The following is a 15,887-nucleotide window of genomic DNA, read 5'->3' as shown; positions in this document are numbered from 1 at the left end:
CGGCCTTATTGTTTTCTTCGTTCTTTGACCATTGAATCCAAGTCCCTGCAGGGCATTGAGACGTGCTTTTATCTATTTGGAAAGTGATTTTTCCCGGCAAATATGTTGACTCTAATACGGTGACTCGGGCTGTAACAAGCTCTAGAGCCTGGCTGTGAAAAGAAGCACCGAATAAAAGAAACAATCCCAAAACATATTTTGTCATCGTTAATTGAGCCTTAGTGTGTTGACATCTTCACCATCACCCCAGCGAGAGCAAGTGTTCATTCCCGTCACCGTCACTGGCCGACCAGAGTTGTGCGCACTCAATAACATTGAATACTGCAACATACCGGATGTGGAATTTTCGTCTTTTATCATCCAATAGCTATGCGTGGCACACTCAGGTTTTCCTGTCGCTTTCTGACCATCGACACTGAAATAGACCAAGCCATCGCTCGCTCTAACGATAACCCAATCTACGGTCCCAACTTGCGTACCCGCGAAAGAAGGGAGCGCACATAATGCCAAGAGCATCATTAATATCTTCATTTATTCAAACCTTATTGCATCGATCTGGCACAAGTTATTACTAGAACCTGTCCAAATTCTGTCGTTATATACTTGGAATTTTACCCTCTGCTTGGTGGTATAGGCCGTCAGCAAAAATGACACTAAGGTCTGATACCCCGGCGCGCTAGGCGTGAGCCATACACCTGCACTGCATTCACTGAGCCCGGTTTTAAACCAAACGGCAACATCTGCTCCTTCAAAACGATCTTGAGCGCCAAAATCATCGTAGGCATACATTCCATCAATCATTCCGACTGAACTATTCACAACAGCCGCAAACGAGGCGAGAGGCATGAAGAGTAGTAGCGTGAATATGGATATCGATTTCAGTGTGTTAATCATTAGCAATACCCACATAAACAGGGCCTGGTGCTGAGCCATAGTATGGCAACGTCTGGCAGGTATACTGATCGCCCGAATAATACGTCGCGATTCGCTTACCTGTCGATTGCGCGGTTAACAATACGCTAAGCATACCTTTACAAGACTCTGGGCTTACGCCTTTCCAATGGTCTTTAACACTGCACATCACGGTGTAATCTCCACGATAGCTGGTGAGTACATTGACCGTTCCATTGGCGTATTGAAGTACATTTTTGACCTGTCCAGTACAGGAAATATCTGCAAATACATGGCTGCTCATCAGCAGGATTATAGAAATAAGTAGTTTTTTCATAACGTCATTTAACCCTTGTGACCAATCGTTTAATACATCATTTAAGTGGGGGCGGGTTGCCGAGTGTAATATATCGAGCGATACACCAATGCTGATTGAAGACCAAAGAATCATCGTAAGCGACGGCGACTGGCTTCCCTGCCATATAAGCACTTAATAGCATTGAATAAGCGGCGCTATCTTTGGAAACAAAACGAAGGGTATCGCTATACCAAGTTGGACACGAACCGGCCTTAGTAACACCCTTTAAAGAGAACCAAAAATTGGGCGGCCGCCAAGTTGGATGAGCATCACCATCGTGGGTACGAATAAACTCCACTTCACCGCTGACGAAACGAATCTCTGCCAGCGCCGGTGCGGCAAAAAAGCAACTCACAACTAAATAACGCCAAAACCATTTCATAACTCACCTCGGCAATACTCAACCCAAACCTGACTGCTGCCACAGCCACTTTTCACCACACAGTCGATGGGTTTGTTTTCTTTGGACATATGTAAAAACCATGAGTACATGGCATAAAAATGAGGAGAGTCCATATCTACTCGGAAGTAGCGCGGTTTAACACCAGCACATGTTCCATGCTGAGAACCTGCTGCAGGGCCATTAACATGAAAATCCCCATCCGTTCCCATATGAAAGTAAGAAGGCACGCCCATCGAAATCCAATCGCCATCTTTTTCGGCATTTACTGCTAGAGCTTGAAAAGAAATAAAGAGTAATGCGCAAAAAGCCAAGATCTTGTTCATAGTGAAATTGCTCTTATAACTGGAGCCCGGTGGGTTCCTGATGCCTCACACGCATCCCAATAATTGATACTAACGGGCTGTTTGGCCACTCGGGCAGCCAATACCAAACTCAATACGTGATTAAACATCGGGTTTCTTGAATCAATAATAAATCGGTTGGCGTGAGCGGCGCATTTTGGCTTCTCAGGCATATCCTCCGGGATATAAATGAGTAACTCCGTATAAGATACGCCCGTAGGGGAAGTATTTGATTGTGGGTAAATGAGCACATTAGAGATCTCACTATTGAAATTAAAACTTTGAGTGGCAAAAACACTTTGACTTAATACCCACAAGCTAAGCATAGCCACCGCTTTGACTATTAAATACTTCACTATTTCGCTTCCATTTGAACGACATAATCTAGACGGAAGTGGTTGCTGTCACTACACTCCCCTCGCGCCTTAATCGCTTTACCTGTTGATTGTGATGCCAGCACTAAACTGAGCACGGCATCAGCAGCCACCGCTTCATTTTTTCGCAAAAAGATGTAAGGCGCTTTTTTACAACTTTCGGCGCCCCATCCATCCGCGACTTTAAAGTAGTAGGTACCGTTTGACGTTATGTGAATTCGTTCGACTAAATGCGGTTCTGTCCACTCGGCAGAATAAGCGACAGGGCACATTAGTATCGAGATAATAGCCATTAGTTTCTTCATCGTAATTCCTTTAATAAATAACCGCATAGTCGACTTGACAATCTTTTGAACCAAGAACAATTCGGATAAAAACTTCTTTATTAGCCGAGTGAGCAGTCAACAGCATGCTATAAATATTTTTAAAGTGAGGGTGCGATTGTTTAAGCGTGAAATAAACTCCCTCGCCCAACTTACAATCTAAGTCACCGGTAGGTTCCTTGACGACTTTACCCGGTGGAGGGAACTTAATGCTGCCATCTCGGTGCAAGTAAATATTATCAATGACGCCCACGCAGCCTTTGCTTATGCATCCTTCAAATGGTGGGGTACCCGCACTGGTAACAAAAGACAGTAAAGCTGATGTAGCAAGTAGCATTAATCGAAAAGTGATGTTTGTTTTTGTATTCATTATTAGAAGCCTAAATGGATATTTATCTACTTATCAAGAGGCAAGGCCTTAACTACAAAATAGTTAGGTATTGAATTTTACAGTAGCTGTTAGCAGGGAAAACCACAGTATCATCTACTGTCACCATTACTTTTGAACCACTCATTTTTGCTGACAGAAGCATAGAGAGAGCCGTCTCATTCCCGTCAGGTATTGTAATTGCATAACTGGTTGATGAATAAGCACTGCAATTAATTTTTGAGTCAGCATCGGTATTAATTATTTCAAACCATGAGTGCCTGCTCCATCGAGGAGCAAAAGAGTTAGTAGCTCCGTGATATCTTATTTTTCCTACATCACCAATAATGTCAAAACGAGCAGCATAGGTTGAAACAGAAAATAAGGTACACAACAACAAAAGGAAACTAGCAATTTTCATAAACAAACTCTCGTCACTATTGATTTGATTTTTATAAGTTAACTGATTTTACGTGCACTAAGACTGGGATTTGCTTCCTTCCCTCAATACACTTAACTAATCCCCGCAGGAAAAATAAAACCTGACACTGTCAACTTGTAATCATAAAAACCGGAGTAAATAACTATTCATTTGGCAAAAGGCAAGACCTGACCCCGTTAATTTCATTCTGTTCACATAAATAAAATCGTCAAAAACAAGATAATTATTGGTTTTCTTTTATTTTTCGCATACCTTTAAGATACACTTCATAATTATATACATCACCTTCATCACCAGTTTCTGCAAAGAATTTAAACACCTCCCCCGCTAATTCCAACTCTTTCATATCCGTTGACCTGGCTAATATATAGGATAATTCTCTTGTAACGTAAGCCTTATCCAACTCATATGATTTTTTGAGGTATTCTTTAGCTTTCAAACACCAATCTACTGGAGGTTTCTTTGACATCGTAAATTTCAAATAATAACTCCGACCAAGAATAATCATCTGGTTAGGGTCACTCTCATTATAAAAAGGGCTAGATTCTATGATCTCTATTGCTTTATCTACGTTTTGCTCAACCACCCCTCCATTGAAGTAAATACTCGCTTCAATTAAAAAAGCAAAGTTTTTATTTTTCTTAGAGATAACCGCCAGTTCATTCAAGAATTTTTCCTTACTATAATAGTTACTTAGATAATCTATATTATCTAAGTAGAGAAATATTCCATCGACAACCGCCGCATCATCTTCTGACGAAAAATCATCCAAGAAACATGTCTCTAACTCCTTTGCACAATAGTATTTATTTTCTGGTTTAAGCCAGTTGGTATCTCCCTCGGAGAATACTTGTGGTGACATAAATAGTACTAACAAAAAAGCTAACATTTGATACATAAGTTATCCAAGTAAACTACGGGGTCAGGTCTTGCGTTTTGACACAATGCAGTTGCCCCGTGAATCACGCGATGTCACATGATATAACGTATTAGCAATACTCGCCCCTTAATCATCGGCTCATTTTCTCTCCCTGAAAACACCACACCAAATACCTAAACTAAACCACCCACCTAACAAACCAAAAAAGGCAAAAAGCAAGACCTGACCCCATTAATTTTCACACTCGAAAATATCTAAGTGGTATTCTCCTGTATCTTCCCAAGCATAAGGATATAAAGCTTTTTCACCTTCACTTATAATTAAATTAACTGCTTTGACTATATTAAAACTATAACTAGCTCTTGTATTCTTAGTGTCTATTAGCTTCATTAATTCTTCAACCAAAATTTCAAACAATTTACTTTCGGGTTCTGAACTAGAAAATAAAATTCCATTTTCATAGATGGAAAGCAAGTTAAAAACAGATGTACAATTTTCAGAGGTTAGTTTAACTACACCATAGAATATAACTTCATCACTACTTATAACTTCTTTTTCAAACTCGAAATTTAATAAGCCTACATTATAATCTTTTTGCAACGCCTTGCTTAAAGCAAAGTGACGAACTAAACGTGTATTTTTTTTCCAGCAAGGGCTAACAATAAAGCAATAAACGTCTTTTCCGCTTGAAGAAAACTTATCGCTGATTGAATCAAAAATAATATCAGAAACACCTTTCCAATGTGAAAAACTAGCTGATGCAACCATTAGTTCAGTTACACTAACCTCTCCCTGAAAATTAGCGGCCCCATACCGATTAAATTCGTAGTCACTACTATTTATATCTGCAATATATCGTGTGGTTAAGGTATTCATATTTCTAATACTCATAATGTCCTTTGGTACCACCTTTTCCATGATTGTTAAAATGTGCTTTATCGTATGATCCGCCGTCTGGGAAATTATGTCCAGCAGGATGATCCTGCACTTTCTTGCCTCCACCAAAATCATACTCAGTTGCTGTTCTTCTGGTATCTAGCCCATCCGCTTTCAAATTCTTCGTATGAGTATTGTGTGTTTGACTTGTTGGGATACCTGCTTCTCGTTTAGCAGCCCTCATTGCAGCCCTTTTAGATTTAAACTTTTGAACATTTTTGGGTTCTATACTCTTTGTAACAGCATCCTTAAGTTTATTAGCCGCTTTAATCTTTTTGCTAGCAATCTTACCCGGAATACCGCCAACCGCAGCAGCCGCTTTGACTAAATCGCCTTCGCTAGCTGCATCTAGCGCTTCTTTAACTCCATTAAAAGTATCGGCTGCCGCACTAATAGCGCCTCCCCACGGAGTCATTTCCGCTACAGCTCGCGTTACCTCTGGATCTGGCCCAGGAAGTCTATTAGCAAAGTCCTCATTGCCCCATTGATGTTTTTGCGGTGGAGCATCTGTCGGTTCTACCTTAGGCTCTTCTTCCTCCTTTTTTTTAGGTGGAGTACGAGGTGGGGTGGCTGGCGTATGACGATTTCTATCTCTATTGTTTCGTCCATCCCATCGTCCCGTTCTTCTTCCTCGTAAATCTCGCGTTGTACCGTCCGTATTACATGTACCGCTCCCTTCCCAGAAATAACCCGTCGGATCCGTATACTTGAGCGGATTATTCATCACATACGCATAACGGTTAAAGCTGTTGGTCACGTACGGAGCCTGAACAATCGGATCCGGGCTAATAAATCTTGCCAACTCCTGATCGTAAACCCGACCATTCATATGCACTAAGCCAACTTCTGTGATCTCTTCGTGGCCGGTGTAACCGCGGTTAGTCATCGCTTGTTGCACCACCTCCAGTGGGCCATCTTCACGCCACGCCACTTTACGTTGCTTACCCCAAGTATCGTAACTGCGGCGCTCAACCACCAAACCATAACCATCGGTGATCATATCGACCGAATTCAAGGCATCGTAGTGCAGGTAGCGTACTTGTTTGTCTTTGAGCTTATTGTCTGTGTCTTTTACCTGAGTATTGAGCGCAATCAGCTTACCGTCGGCGTAAATAAAGTGCTTATGCTGCACAATGCCCGTATTAGTATCGGTTACGCGCTCATAACTCTTACCAAAGTAGAAGGTTTCAATCCTATCGCTGTTCTTCTTCAGATAGCGGTTATGGTTAGCATCGTAGAAGAACTCGACGGTTTTCCCATTACGGGTGATCTTGGTTGGCTTGTTAAACTCAGACCACTCCAACTCACGCTCACTATGCTGACTGCCATCCGCCCATGCGCGTAACATATTGCCATTGTCGTCGTACTGATAGTTGAGGCCATTAGCTTTGGTCACTGCATGCGGGCCTGCTTGCTGATTACTGTAGACGTAATCGCCAATGCCCGTCTTAAACATCAGGTTGCCCAGTTTGTCGTACTGGTAAGTAAATGGACCAGCGAAATCTGGGTTATTGACACCGTGCTGAGTTTTATCGGCCAGCGATACGCTATTGCTGATCACACGGTCTATGCCGTCATACTGCCAAGTATCGGTAATCCCCAACTGCTCATCGTAGCGATAAGTCACGTTGTTGTGGTTATCGTAACGATACTGAAGAAAACGAATATTGCGTCCGGCATTGGTGCTGCCGCTAATTCGCGAGTCAAACAATACATTGGCTTTGTGGGTCGTGATGTAGCTCGGCCTACCTGTGTTCGCATCATGCTGGTAGGTATTGACTAAACCATTACCCAGCGTTTCCGATAGCGTATGGTCATAGGCATCGGTTTCACGGCGTTGCCAATAGTAAATGTATGCAGGATTGTCGAGTGACGCCTCTAGCTCTGATTGGGTCAAAATCAGATTTAGATGATCCGCCTGGCTCGACTGCTGAGTATTGTCACACGCTTTGCGCTTATCGGTATTGAGCTGTTCACCACCCAGTTGGTTGGCGTATTCACAATACAAGCCACTCAAATCCGCCACTTTCTCCGACATGGTGATCAACTGATTGGCTAAGTCGGTGTAGAACTGGTAGCGCGTGCTTGCAATGGTCGCGGCCTGAGACAAATCGACGGCTGCAAACAGTAGCTCTGTACTGGTCTGGTTATCCGTTTGAGCAATATAGATGTCTTTATTACTCATCAAGTCTTTCTGACCATTATTGTCGTAATCGGTCAAGATAAAGTCGTGCGATTGAGTTAAGCTTTGCCCAGAAAACTCATCAACCGATACTGGATGAAGCGTCGCGTCATAAGAGCGAACCCCAGGCTTGGTGTTGTTTGCCAGTGATGTCGCTAAACGATAGATAGCCCCTTCTAAGGTAATATCGAGTGGAATAGAAACATCATCATGCAGAATCACCCACGTCGCCGGACGTAAATAGCATTCGCCTTGGTCGTTACACCACTGCTTATAACGGTAACCTTTTCCTAGTAACGCTTGAGAAGATGCATCTAAGTTATGCACGTTAACGGTTTTGCTGTTGTACTCCGCCGCTTTGTCGGTGAAGAAGCTCTCTTGCGTTGCGTAGCGTTCTGCTTTGGTCAAATACTCCGCCGCTTGAGCAATCGCTTGATCAAGCAACTGTTTTATATCTTCGCGGAAACTGGCGCTGGTAAATGCCTCGTCGGCGTAGCTCTTGGGGCTTCGCACCGCAGCAACATAACCATGAGGATTGTAGACATACTCTAGCGCGAGTCGGTCGGCACTGGTTGACTGACTGAGTAACTTGGCCGCTCCGGCTAAGGTGGTATCGACCCCATTCGGGCGTACTTCTCGAGCAACACGTTCAAACTTGTCGTAAAAATAGTAACTACTGAACTTCTCACCGTTAACTTTAACCGCCACTTCTTCGGTTAATCCGGCGTCATTGTAGTAGTAATCGGTCTCACTGCCGTTACCAGCAAAACCAGACAGTGTTCCCGTGGCGCCACGTTCATCATAGCGCCAGGTCGAGACCTTGCCGCCCTCAACTTGCTTCGTTTTACGGCCCAAACGATCATATTCGATGGTGGTGACGGTACCTTTCGCATCTCGCTTGTAGATGAGCTCACCCGCCGCGTTGTAAGTGTAAGACCACTGGCCCATATCCGGGTCATCTAGGAAGCTGCGGTGACCTAAATTATCGTAACGGATCTGAGTAATGTTGCCTGCTGAATCGGTACTGGCTTTCAGCTTACCATCTGGATAGTACTGATAGGTTTGATAGGCACCATGCAGCTCATCTTTACGTAAGATGTGGCCCATAACATTGGTTACCGTACTGTGGTCAAAACCACGCGCATCTTTAACTGTGGTTTTGTAACCTTGGTAAGTCGTTACAAAACTCGCAATCCCACCGCCATTGGCCGGTTCTTGCTTCTTAACCTCGCGGTTTAACGCATCATAATCAAACGTGACGATAGGCGCAGGAGCTTTAATGCCAACAAATTGCGGTCGAGTCACACTAAGTTTGCGACCGTTGCGGTCCCAACGGGTATCCACCACCACTAACTGCCCACTAAAGCCAGTGTGCAGTTTACGGATTTCCCGCCCCGCATAGTCGAAGTGTGTCGTCACCTGACCACCTGAAGCGGGGTTGGTGGTCACACAACTGACGGTTTGGCTGATAGCATATGGGCCACACTGACTGCCAAGCTGATACTGGGTGCTATTAGTATTGCCCGCTCCTGGCAGGGTTTCACTGGTTACGCGCCCAAAGGCATCATAAGCAAAGCGGCTTGTGCGCCCTTTCAGCGCACTGACTGATTGGGTTAACAAGCCTTGCGCATTAAACTCTGTCGAAGTTCGATGACCGAGCGCATTGGCTGAAGAGATGGCATACAAGCCTTGGCTGTCATACTGTGTGGTAGAGGTTCGTGCGGGTAGATCTGTCCCTTCGACGCTCTGTGAAATCACATTGCCCCATTGGTCATAGCGATAGCGGTTGGTGATGCTCTTTCCGCCCGAGGCAATATCACTGCTCGACTCATAATCAGAGCTCTCTACCGTGCTAGCCACCAAGAAGCCATGATTGTCATAGCTATAGGTGTTACTGATGGTACGCTCTAAGTTGGTGGTGTTATCGGTTAAGGTCGAAGTTGAGCTGGCAACAGCACCAATCTTCCAGAAATGATCTCCGGTTTCCGTTACCAATTCAGTACGGGTCAACTTAGAGGTGCTGAACTCCATGTTGCCATCGTTATCTGAATCACTAAATGAGTAGCTACCACATGACTTAGGCTTAGCATCACTGAACGCGCTGCTTGTCGTGCTAACGAGCTGCCCCGTGTAGACGGTGAGTCCGTCAAGATCGGTTTGCGAGCCTGTGCGTTGGTATTTGAAGTAGCTATTGTATCGTTGTAAAACGAGGGGAATATCAACGTCACTGTGAATCAACACTATGTGGTCGTTCGGCTTAAAATAGATATCGCCGTTGGAAGCGCAGTATCGGCCTAATCCCGCTTTAAATGTACTCAGTAATCCAGCCAGATTGTCGATGTTACTGACACTGGTAATATCATAAATGTGATGGTTGTTGTTTACGCCGGTTGATAGGTAATCAAATTGACTGCGACTCGTAAACTGCCCCGCGCCTTCAAGCTCGCTCGAGATCACCGAGGTTTCATCAAGCAAGTTACCAAAGCGATCCAAAACGCGAGTAATGGTCTCTTCCCTTTCGATCGCATCACTGTTTAAACCGTATTTACGTTTTACTATCTTATCTGCGTAAACTTGGTAGTACTTGGCTCCGTAACCTTGACGAGTGTGCTGCTTGTACTGATAAGCACTTTCAGAGACTTTCTTACCATTCTTTGTCACTACAATCGATAACGGTTTGCCCGCAACTGCAAGCCTGTCTTGTTCAAAAGTTGTTCTGGTTACGGTAACCACATCTGCGGTTTCGGTTTCGGTGATGGTTTTGAAGCCCAAGAAGCCGCCACCTTTCAGGTGCGTTTTCGCTCCTGCATATTTGTAGCTGTAGTTAGTGGCCTTATAGCCTTTGGGTGCTTTTGTTACGTTCGAAACTAGGTAACGTCTTGGGGTGACGACTTTGTATGGATAGGAACTAGTGGCTCCAGTAGTGGTATACACGCTATTATCCACCGCGGCTTTATAGCTCACCGTATAGTCAACACCCACTTCCGAAAAACGTGTAATTTTGTCTTGTACATGTTGCGATGATTGACGAATATGTGCTTTCGCATTATTCCCATCGGAACGTGTTAGTACATCTGTCCAGCCGTCACCATTAACGTCTTGTACTGAATATATTTTTGCTTGAGCATCAAGGAACACACCAGTAGAAAACTGATTATTCTTGCTATTCTGGTAAAAAGTTCGGCCATAACCTAATTCTGGGTAACCATCATTGTTTAAGTCAGCAAAATACACACTCTCTTCATGTGAGACCTTGTGATGGCTAATAGCAATCGGCGAATTAAAGGTTTTCCCATTAAACAGATGAACATACAGAAGACCTTTCGAGCTCGGTGAGCCCATAACCGCATCTAGATAACCATCGTTATTGATATCGGTGAAGGCCTTTAAAACACGGCCACCAGCCTTAGGAAGAGTCTGCCAACCTGAACCCGTCACTTTGTAGCGATAGCCATCGTTCGCGACATCAAACTTATGTCGATCATCAATCCCATCGCCGTTGATATCAATCACTAGATATCCAGATTGCGCTTCTTCCTTTCCATCACCATCGAAATCGCCGTAATTGGTGCCACTTGAACCGTATTTACAACTGGTACCAGAACAAGTGTTGAATTGACAGTAGTAGCCAAACTGTCCGTTGCCTTTGTTATATGAACTTGCTGCATTAACCTGACACTGGTTTACTTTAACTGAAGGCGCTATGACACTACCATTTAAACTAAATGACTTAACATTGGCGTGAGTTTTTCCATTCAATCCTTTGACCGACATAATATCATTGGAATCACGACTCAACTCACCATAAGCCGTCCCTTTACCATCGCCATTGGTATCGAAATATCTAGGACTATGGAAGCTAGTGTTTGACGCACCGCTTAGACTCAGATTACTACGCCCAACCCAAGTAAAACTAATATCGCTCGAACACAGACCATTAGCACAATAATTAATCTTAGTTAGCTGGCTTCGAGCGGTATAAGAAGACTTCTGATAAGTCAGGCCATAGGTGCCAATTTTGTTCCCGGTGCTGTCAAAGGTCTCAACCAGCTTTAAGCGTTCTGCCCTGTTAAGCAGTTTACCACCAAGATATTGCGAAGTGCTGTCTGGCCGATTTTCATAGACAAAGTTGACTTTCCCGCCAATGTAGTCGATTTGAGCAAGCTTATGCTTACCGGCACTATTGTTCTCGCTGTAGACGAAATTGATATGGTTGGCTTTGCTGGCATCGGTAATTTTGTTTAACGCCCACTTGTATACATGGGCTTGTGATGGGAGCTCTACACGTGAATCTTCAGTCACACCATACTCGTATACAGAACCATCTTTGTACCAAACTTTAAAGCTCGCCGGGCCATTACCCGCACGACCAAACGACACAACTTTAGCGTAGCCGTTATTCTCTACTCTGTACTCAGTGAGGTTCTCTCCATCGCGGCCAGAGATTGCGACTAGCCTTTGGCCATCAAGGCAAAAGCGATCATCTGCATTAAAGTTAACGCCTCCCCAGCGCCCATCTTTTTCAAGGTTTTTTCCACAACGAGCAATCGATGACATCCCACCTAAGCTCCACCCCATGCCCAACATGCCGTTGGGTGAGTCACTGCGATATTCTAGGCTAAGAGAAGGTTGATGGCCTGCGCGACCTGGCGCGACAGAAATAGGCAATGAGTAACTCGCTTGCCCACCAGAAACCGAAAACTCACCAGATAACTCTATGCGCTTACCAGCATCAACGGTGAGTGACAAAGCGGGTTGAGAGAAAAGCATCGATAATATTGATGCTAAAAATACGGCGAATGTGCGAGTGAAAATGGGTGATTTATTATTGGCCACTGAGGTTGTCCCGAATTTCATTATCAGCAACGAGAATTCCATATTCGATTGCTATTTTATTTATTGGTGTTGATTAATTGACTGCAATTGATTCAATCGCTGCTTTAAGTCTTTAAGCTCTGGGGGAGAGGGATACTCCTCTCGAATATTAGTTTGTGAGAACTCGGCAAGCTCTCCTTTCAATAAAGGCAAATCCGTTCTTTCGGCTTCAATTAATCCATGAGCAACCGTTTGTTGCAGTTGAATAACCGGTGTAGGGAAGTTGACGTCGCGACTTAATAGCTCTGGCGAAGCGGCTTCATTAAACGGCGCCTGCAGCGTGCTATCACCAGTAACCTGATGAGGCTTAAATAAGGGCGTTTTCTTAGGGAAGATCAAGAAAAATCCTAAGGCAACCAATACGGCGAGTGCGATACCCAGCTTTCTATGCATGACGGTTTAAAATGTGCGTATTTGCTTTTATTGTTTTACATAAATATGGATACGTCACACACCTTCAATAAAACCAGGAAATGTTACAACCATAAAAAATAGATTTTGATTATATATTGAACTTCATAGATATCAATAAGAATATCTATTTTTTAATATTGCCTAAGCCTTAAGTTTAATTAACATTCTTTAATATAAATGAACAACTCAATATAGATAAGGATATAATTATTAAGTACTTACTAATTAAGATTTTCGGCATTTATATGGTTATTGTTATTTACAATTCGATTATTTAAAAAGCCGCCGCAAGTGCGACGGCTTTTTTTCATCAACGCACTACTTACGACGGCGCCACAGCGCGAGGCCGAACAGTGACATCATAGCGCCAAAGCTAAATGAGCCAGCCATGTTCAGTTCAAGAACCGCCGGATCGTGGTCTGATGAACGGAAGTGGTCGTTGTACTTAGGCAGGTCACCTTTGTACTCATCGTTGTAATCAAACAGCGTCGATTCACCGCCATTGATGTGCCAGTCGGTGGCATCAACAAAGTGCTTCTCAAGACTTGGACTAATCAACAGATGATCCAGTGCGCCAACCTCATCGTTGAATGAGTAACTCCAACTGTTTGGATGCGCTTTCGCCACCGCGTTGATGTAGCCGTAGTTGTGATTAATCACCGCTCCTTCATCACCGTACTGAGCCTCGCCACTAATATAAGTGTTACGTGCTGCTTTGATGGTTTTGCCGTATTTCTCTTGGCTGTAATCCGTTAGCACCAGCATTGGGTCTTCCATGCCGTATGAGTTCATATCACCCAAGATCACTTTATGACCGTCGATCTCTTTTAATGCATCCCCCAGAGCCACTGCCGCGGCAACGCGGAAGTTCTCACACGAGCCTTGCTTATCGAGATCTTTGCCCCCTTGACCGCCTTGATCAATCGGTGCGGCGTCTTCCCAACACTTCGAACCTTTCGATTTAAAGTGATTAATCGCAACCGTGATGGTCTCTTTGCTGCCTTTGACTTTAAACGTTGGTGCCAGTGAATCACGTTGGTAGTTCTTACCGTCTTCGATCACTTTACCTTTGTCGTCTAGCACCTCAGGGGCTTGTTGGCTTGGCATCGCGATCACACGTGACTCTTTAAGCTTGACCACTTTAGGACGGTAGATCACACCAGTGGTGATCACGTCAGTACCGATAGAGTCATTTTCATCCGCCACTTTATCGCCATTACTGTCGACGCTGACAAACGCGTAGCGATCTTTCTTAGCATCAATCTGTTGGTTAAGCTGTTCAACCAGTTGGCGAATAGCGCCGCTGTCACCAAAACCGTTGTTCTCGATTTCCATCAAGCCAATGATATCCGCATCAAGACGCAAGATGGCGTTAACAATCTTAGCCTGCTGTACTTCAAATTCTTCAAAGCTATTGGCACCACGGTTATTACCATGTTGGTTAGCATCACCACCAAACGGCGAGTTGAAGTAGTTCAATACGTTGAAGGTTGCGATACGCAGATCGCCCTCTTTCATCTCGATCTCATCCGTACGAGGATCGTTGCGAACAAAACTTTCACTGGTCAACGTATTGGTTGGGATAAGACGATAATCACCGTAACTGTAGGTGATCACCCCTTCGAGGCCAACAATGGTGTCGTCGACACGGATGTAGTCTTCGGTTGAGCCGTCTTGATCAATGTCGCTGCGGCCAAATTGTGGGTAGTAAGGAATTTGACCATTGGCCGCTTTCGCATCTGACTCAACGTATAGGCGGCGCTGTGCGTTCTCGGTACTTTGCAGTTTTGCCAGTTCAGAGCCTGCGGCAAAGTTCTGGTTTGGCTGCATGCTGATACGACCTTGTGCCAATACCATGTTGTTGCGACGCGACGCGTAATCGTAGCCGAAAGTGCGAGTGACGCGCATATCAAGCGCCTCTGTCGTACGGACTAACATCCCTTCGTAGCGCTCTAATGTGCGATCAAAGTTGCTATCGGTCGCGAGCAGTTCAATATCGGTTGCGCTTGGCGCTGCTTGCTCGCCTTGCTTAAGCCATTGGTTATTTTCAGCTTTTAGCTGTGTATGATTGTAGTATTCCTGCACTTTACCTTTCACACACACCACATCACCCGCTTGTAGCTCAGAGCTCGATTGATTAGTGTGGACGAACAAACCTTCAGAGGTCTCTGGGTTGTAATCATCGGTCATTGCTTGCAGGTAGAAACCTTTGGTTAAGCCTGTTGTCACGGCACTTACGACGCCTTTAACAAAGAACTCTTGATCGGTGATGTATGGGTAACCACTGATGAAGGGCGAGGTATCCCCTGTACCTTGAATATCTTGAATTGAAGTAAAGGTTGGCGTTTGGCCATCTTGAGTACAAGCAAACGGCTCGGGCGCAGTGCCGCCATCGAGTGTGCCTAAACCTTCAATGCTGTCTTTAGCCAATGATGACCATTGCGCTAGATTGTGAGAAGAAGAAGGGCTCATCGCATCTGAATTACGCACGAGCGTGGTGTCTTTAGCGAAATCCACCCCGCCCATATCACCTAACAGGTCATGCACTGCGCCATCTTTGAGCAATGCCACCGGATCATTGCCGTTAAAACCAGCCACTGCACCATTGAGTATATCGGCCACCGCTTTGATGTCATCATTGGCGCTGGTGTGCGCTACAACCAGCACACTTTGCGCTGCCAAAACTTGACCATTGAGCGACAACTTACTGCCCCACTCACCGTTACCATTGGTCGATTTAGCCAGCTCATAGCCATCAAGAGAGACCGAGCTATCACCCGTATTGGCAATCTCAACCGCTTTGTTGTTGCTGCCACCTTCTACATATTGAGAGATGATGATGTCCGCCATTGCTGGAGACGAAAGCGCACCGGCGATCACTGCCGCGAGTAGCGTTGGAGTTAATTTTTGTTTCATGTTATCCACCCTGCATCGCTTCCAATGTTGAACAACAACCAGAAAGCGTGTTCCAAATCACTTTTCGTGTGATTACTTATTAAAAAACCATGCACAGTGTTGATGTTTTTTATGAAACTAAAAATTACATTCAGTGACAGTGAGATTTCGATCTCATAGATATGGTGAATAATTGAAGCGTGGTC

Annotated in this window: 13 protein-coding genes; all 13 read right to left on the bottom strand. The window is 44.5% G+C overall.

All coding sequences use genetic code 11. The features are described from left to right. Positions 1 to 207: 207 nt before the first annotated feature. Positions 208 to 531 (bottom strand): hypothetical protein, encoded by a 324-nt coding sequence (locus BS19_RS10345; protein WP_051686525.1) that lies wholly within the window; start codon positions 529 to 531, stop codon positions 208 to 210. Beyond that, entirely contained in the window at positions 532 to 894 is a 363-nt protein-coding gene (locus BS19_RS10340) for a hypothetical protein (RefSeq protein ID WP_245609274.1), read from the bottom strand. It abuts the gene before it with no gap. Continuing rightward, the gene (locus tag BS19_RS10335; RefSeq protein ID WP_038175132.1) at positions 887 to 1,228 is read right to left on the bottom strand and encodes a hypothetical protein; all 342 of its coding nucleotides are present in this window, start codon (positions 1,226 to 1,228) and stop codon (positions 887 to 889) included. Before BS19_RS10335 ends, BS19_RS10340 begins: the two co-directional genes overlap by 8 nt. A gap of 37 nt (positions 1,229 to 1,265) precedes the next feature. Next, positions 1,266 to 1,631: a hypothetical protein gene (locus BS19_RS10330; RefSeq protein ID WP_038175129.1), complete on the bottom strand. Its 366-nt coding sequence runs from the start codon at positions 1,629 to 1,631 to the stop codon at positions 1,266 to 1,268. Next, positions 1,628 to 1,975, bottom strand: coding sequence for a hypothetical protein (locus BS19_RS10325; RefSeq protein ID WP_038175128.1), 348 nt, complete (start codon positions 1,973 to 1,975; stop codon positions 1,628 to 1,630). The genes BS19_RS10330 and BS19_RS10325 overlap by 4 nt, the downstream gene beginning before the upstream one ends. Positions 1,976 to 2,348: 373 nt before the next feature. Continuing rightward, positions 2,349 to 2,672, bottom strand: coding sequence for a hypothetical protein (locus BS19_RS10315; protein WP_038175126.1), 324 nt, complete (start codon positions 2,670 to 2,672; stop codon positions 2,349 to 2,351). A gap of 10 nt (positions 2,673 to 2,682) precedes the next feature. Then, the gene (locus BS19_RS10310) at positions 2,683 to 3,060 is read right to left on the bottom strand and encodes a hypothetical protein (protein WP_038175125.1); all 378 of its coding nucleotides are present in this window, start codon (positions 3,058 to 3,060) and stop codon (positions 2,683 to 2,685) included. A 52-nt stretch (positions 3,061 to 3,112) separates the two neighbouring features. After that, positions 3,113 to 3,478: a hypothetical protein gene (locus BS19_RS20190; protein WP_157631162.1), complete on the bottom strand. Its 366-nt coding sequence runs from the start codon at positions 3,476 to 3,478 to the stop codon at positions 3,113 to 3,115. Positions 3,479 to 3,722: 244 nt separating this feature from the next. Then, positions 3,723 to 4,397 carry a hypothetical protein gene (locus BS19_RS10305; RefSeq protein ID WP_038175123.1) on the bottom strand — a complete coding sequence of 225 codons (675 nt, stop codon included), beginning with the start codon at positions 4,395 to 4,397 and terminating at the stop codon, positions 3,723 to 3,725. A gap of 213 nt (positions 4,398 to 4,610) precedes the next feature. Continuing rightward, complete coding sequence (locus BS19_RS10300; protein ID WP_157631161.1) at positions 4,611 to 5,255, bottom strand: hypothetical protein; 645 nt, start codon at positions 5,253 to 5,255, stop codon at positions 4,611 to 4,613. A 4-nt stretch (positions 5,256 to 5,259) separates the two neighbouring features. After that, positions 5,260 to 12,354 carry an RHS repeat-associated core domain-containing protein gene (locus BS19_RS10295; protein WP_051686524.1) on the bottom strand — a complete coding sequence of 2,365 codons (7,095 nt, stop codon included), beginning with the start codon at positions 12,352 to 12,354 and terminating at the stop codon, positions 5,260 to 5,262. Between the two features lie 39 nt (positions 12,355 to 12,393). After that, entirely contained in the window at positions 12,394 to 12,765 is a 372-nt protein-coding gene (locus tag BS19_RS10290) for a hypothetical protein (RefSeq protein WP_038175121.1), read from the bottom strand. Between the two features lie 339 nt (positions 12,766 to 13,104). Then, entirely contained in the window at positions 13,105 to 15,702 is a 2,598-nt protein-coding gene (locus BS19_RS10285) for an ExeM/NucH family extracellular endonuclease (protein ID WP_038175120.1), read from the bottom strand. Between the last annotated feature and the right edge of the window lie 185 nt (positions 15,703 to 15,887).

Origin of the sequence: Vibrio pacinii DSM 19139, assembly GCF_000711795.1 — a bacterium.
Taxonomy (GTDB): Bacteria; Pseudomonadota; Gammaproteobacteria; order Enterobacterales; family Vibrionaceae; genus Vibrio; species Vibrio pacinii.
Note: the sequence above shows the minus strand (reverse complement) of the source record. Positions and strands in the feature narration are given on the sequence as shown.

Coding starts and splice junctions, on each gene's coding strand:
- BS19_RS10315 (WP_038175126.1), bottom strand. CDS start 2,672: ATGAAGAAACTAATGGCTATTATCTCGATACTAATGTGCCCTGTCGCT.
- BS19_RS10325 (WP_038175128.1), bottom strand. CDS start 1,975: ATGAACAAGATCTTGGCTTTTTGCGCATTACTCTTTATTTCTTTTCAA.
- BS19_RS20190 (WP_157631162.1), bottom strand. CDS start 3,478: ATGAAAATTGCTAGTTTCCTTTTGTTGTTGTGTACCTTATTTTCTGTT.
- BS19_RS10335 (WP_038175132.1), bottom strand. CDS start 1,228: ATGAAAAAACTACTTATTTCTATAATCCTGCTGATGAGCAGCCATGTA.
- BS19_RS10330 (WP_038175129.1), bottom strand. CDS start 1,631: ATGAAATGGTTTTGGCGTTATTTAGTTGTGAGTTGCTTTTTTGCCGCA.
- BS19_RS10295 (WP_051686524.1), bottom strand. CDS start 12,354: ATGAAATTCGGGACAACCTCAGTGGCCAATAATAAATCACCCATTTTC.
- BS19_RS10305 (WP_038175123.1), bottom strand. CDS start 4,397: ATGTATCAAATGTTAGCTTTTTTGTTAGTACTATTTATGTCACCACAA.
- BS19_RS10345 (WP_051686525.1), bottom strand. CDS start 531: ATGAAGATATTAATGATGCTCTTGGCATTATGTGCGCTCCCTTCTTTC.
- BS19_RS10310 (WP_038175125.1), bottom strand. CDS start 3,060: ATGAATACAAAAACAAACATCACTTTTCGATTAATGCTACTTGCTACA.
- BS19_RS10285 (WP_038175120.1), bottom strand. CDS start 15,702: ATGAAACAAAAATTAACTCCAACGCTACTCGCGGCAGTGATCGCCGGT.
- BS19_RS10290 (WP_038175121.1), bottom strand. CDS start 12,765: ATGCATAGAAAGCTGGGTATCGCACTCGCCGTATTGGTTGCCTTAGGA.
- BS19_RS10340 (WP_245609274.1), bottom strand. CDS start 894: ATGATTAACACACTGAAATCGATATCCATATTCACGCTACTACTCTTC.
- BS19_RS10300 (WP_157631161.1), bottom strand. CDS start 5,255: ATGAATACCTTAACCACACGATATATTGCAGATATAAATAGTAGTGAC.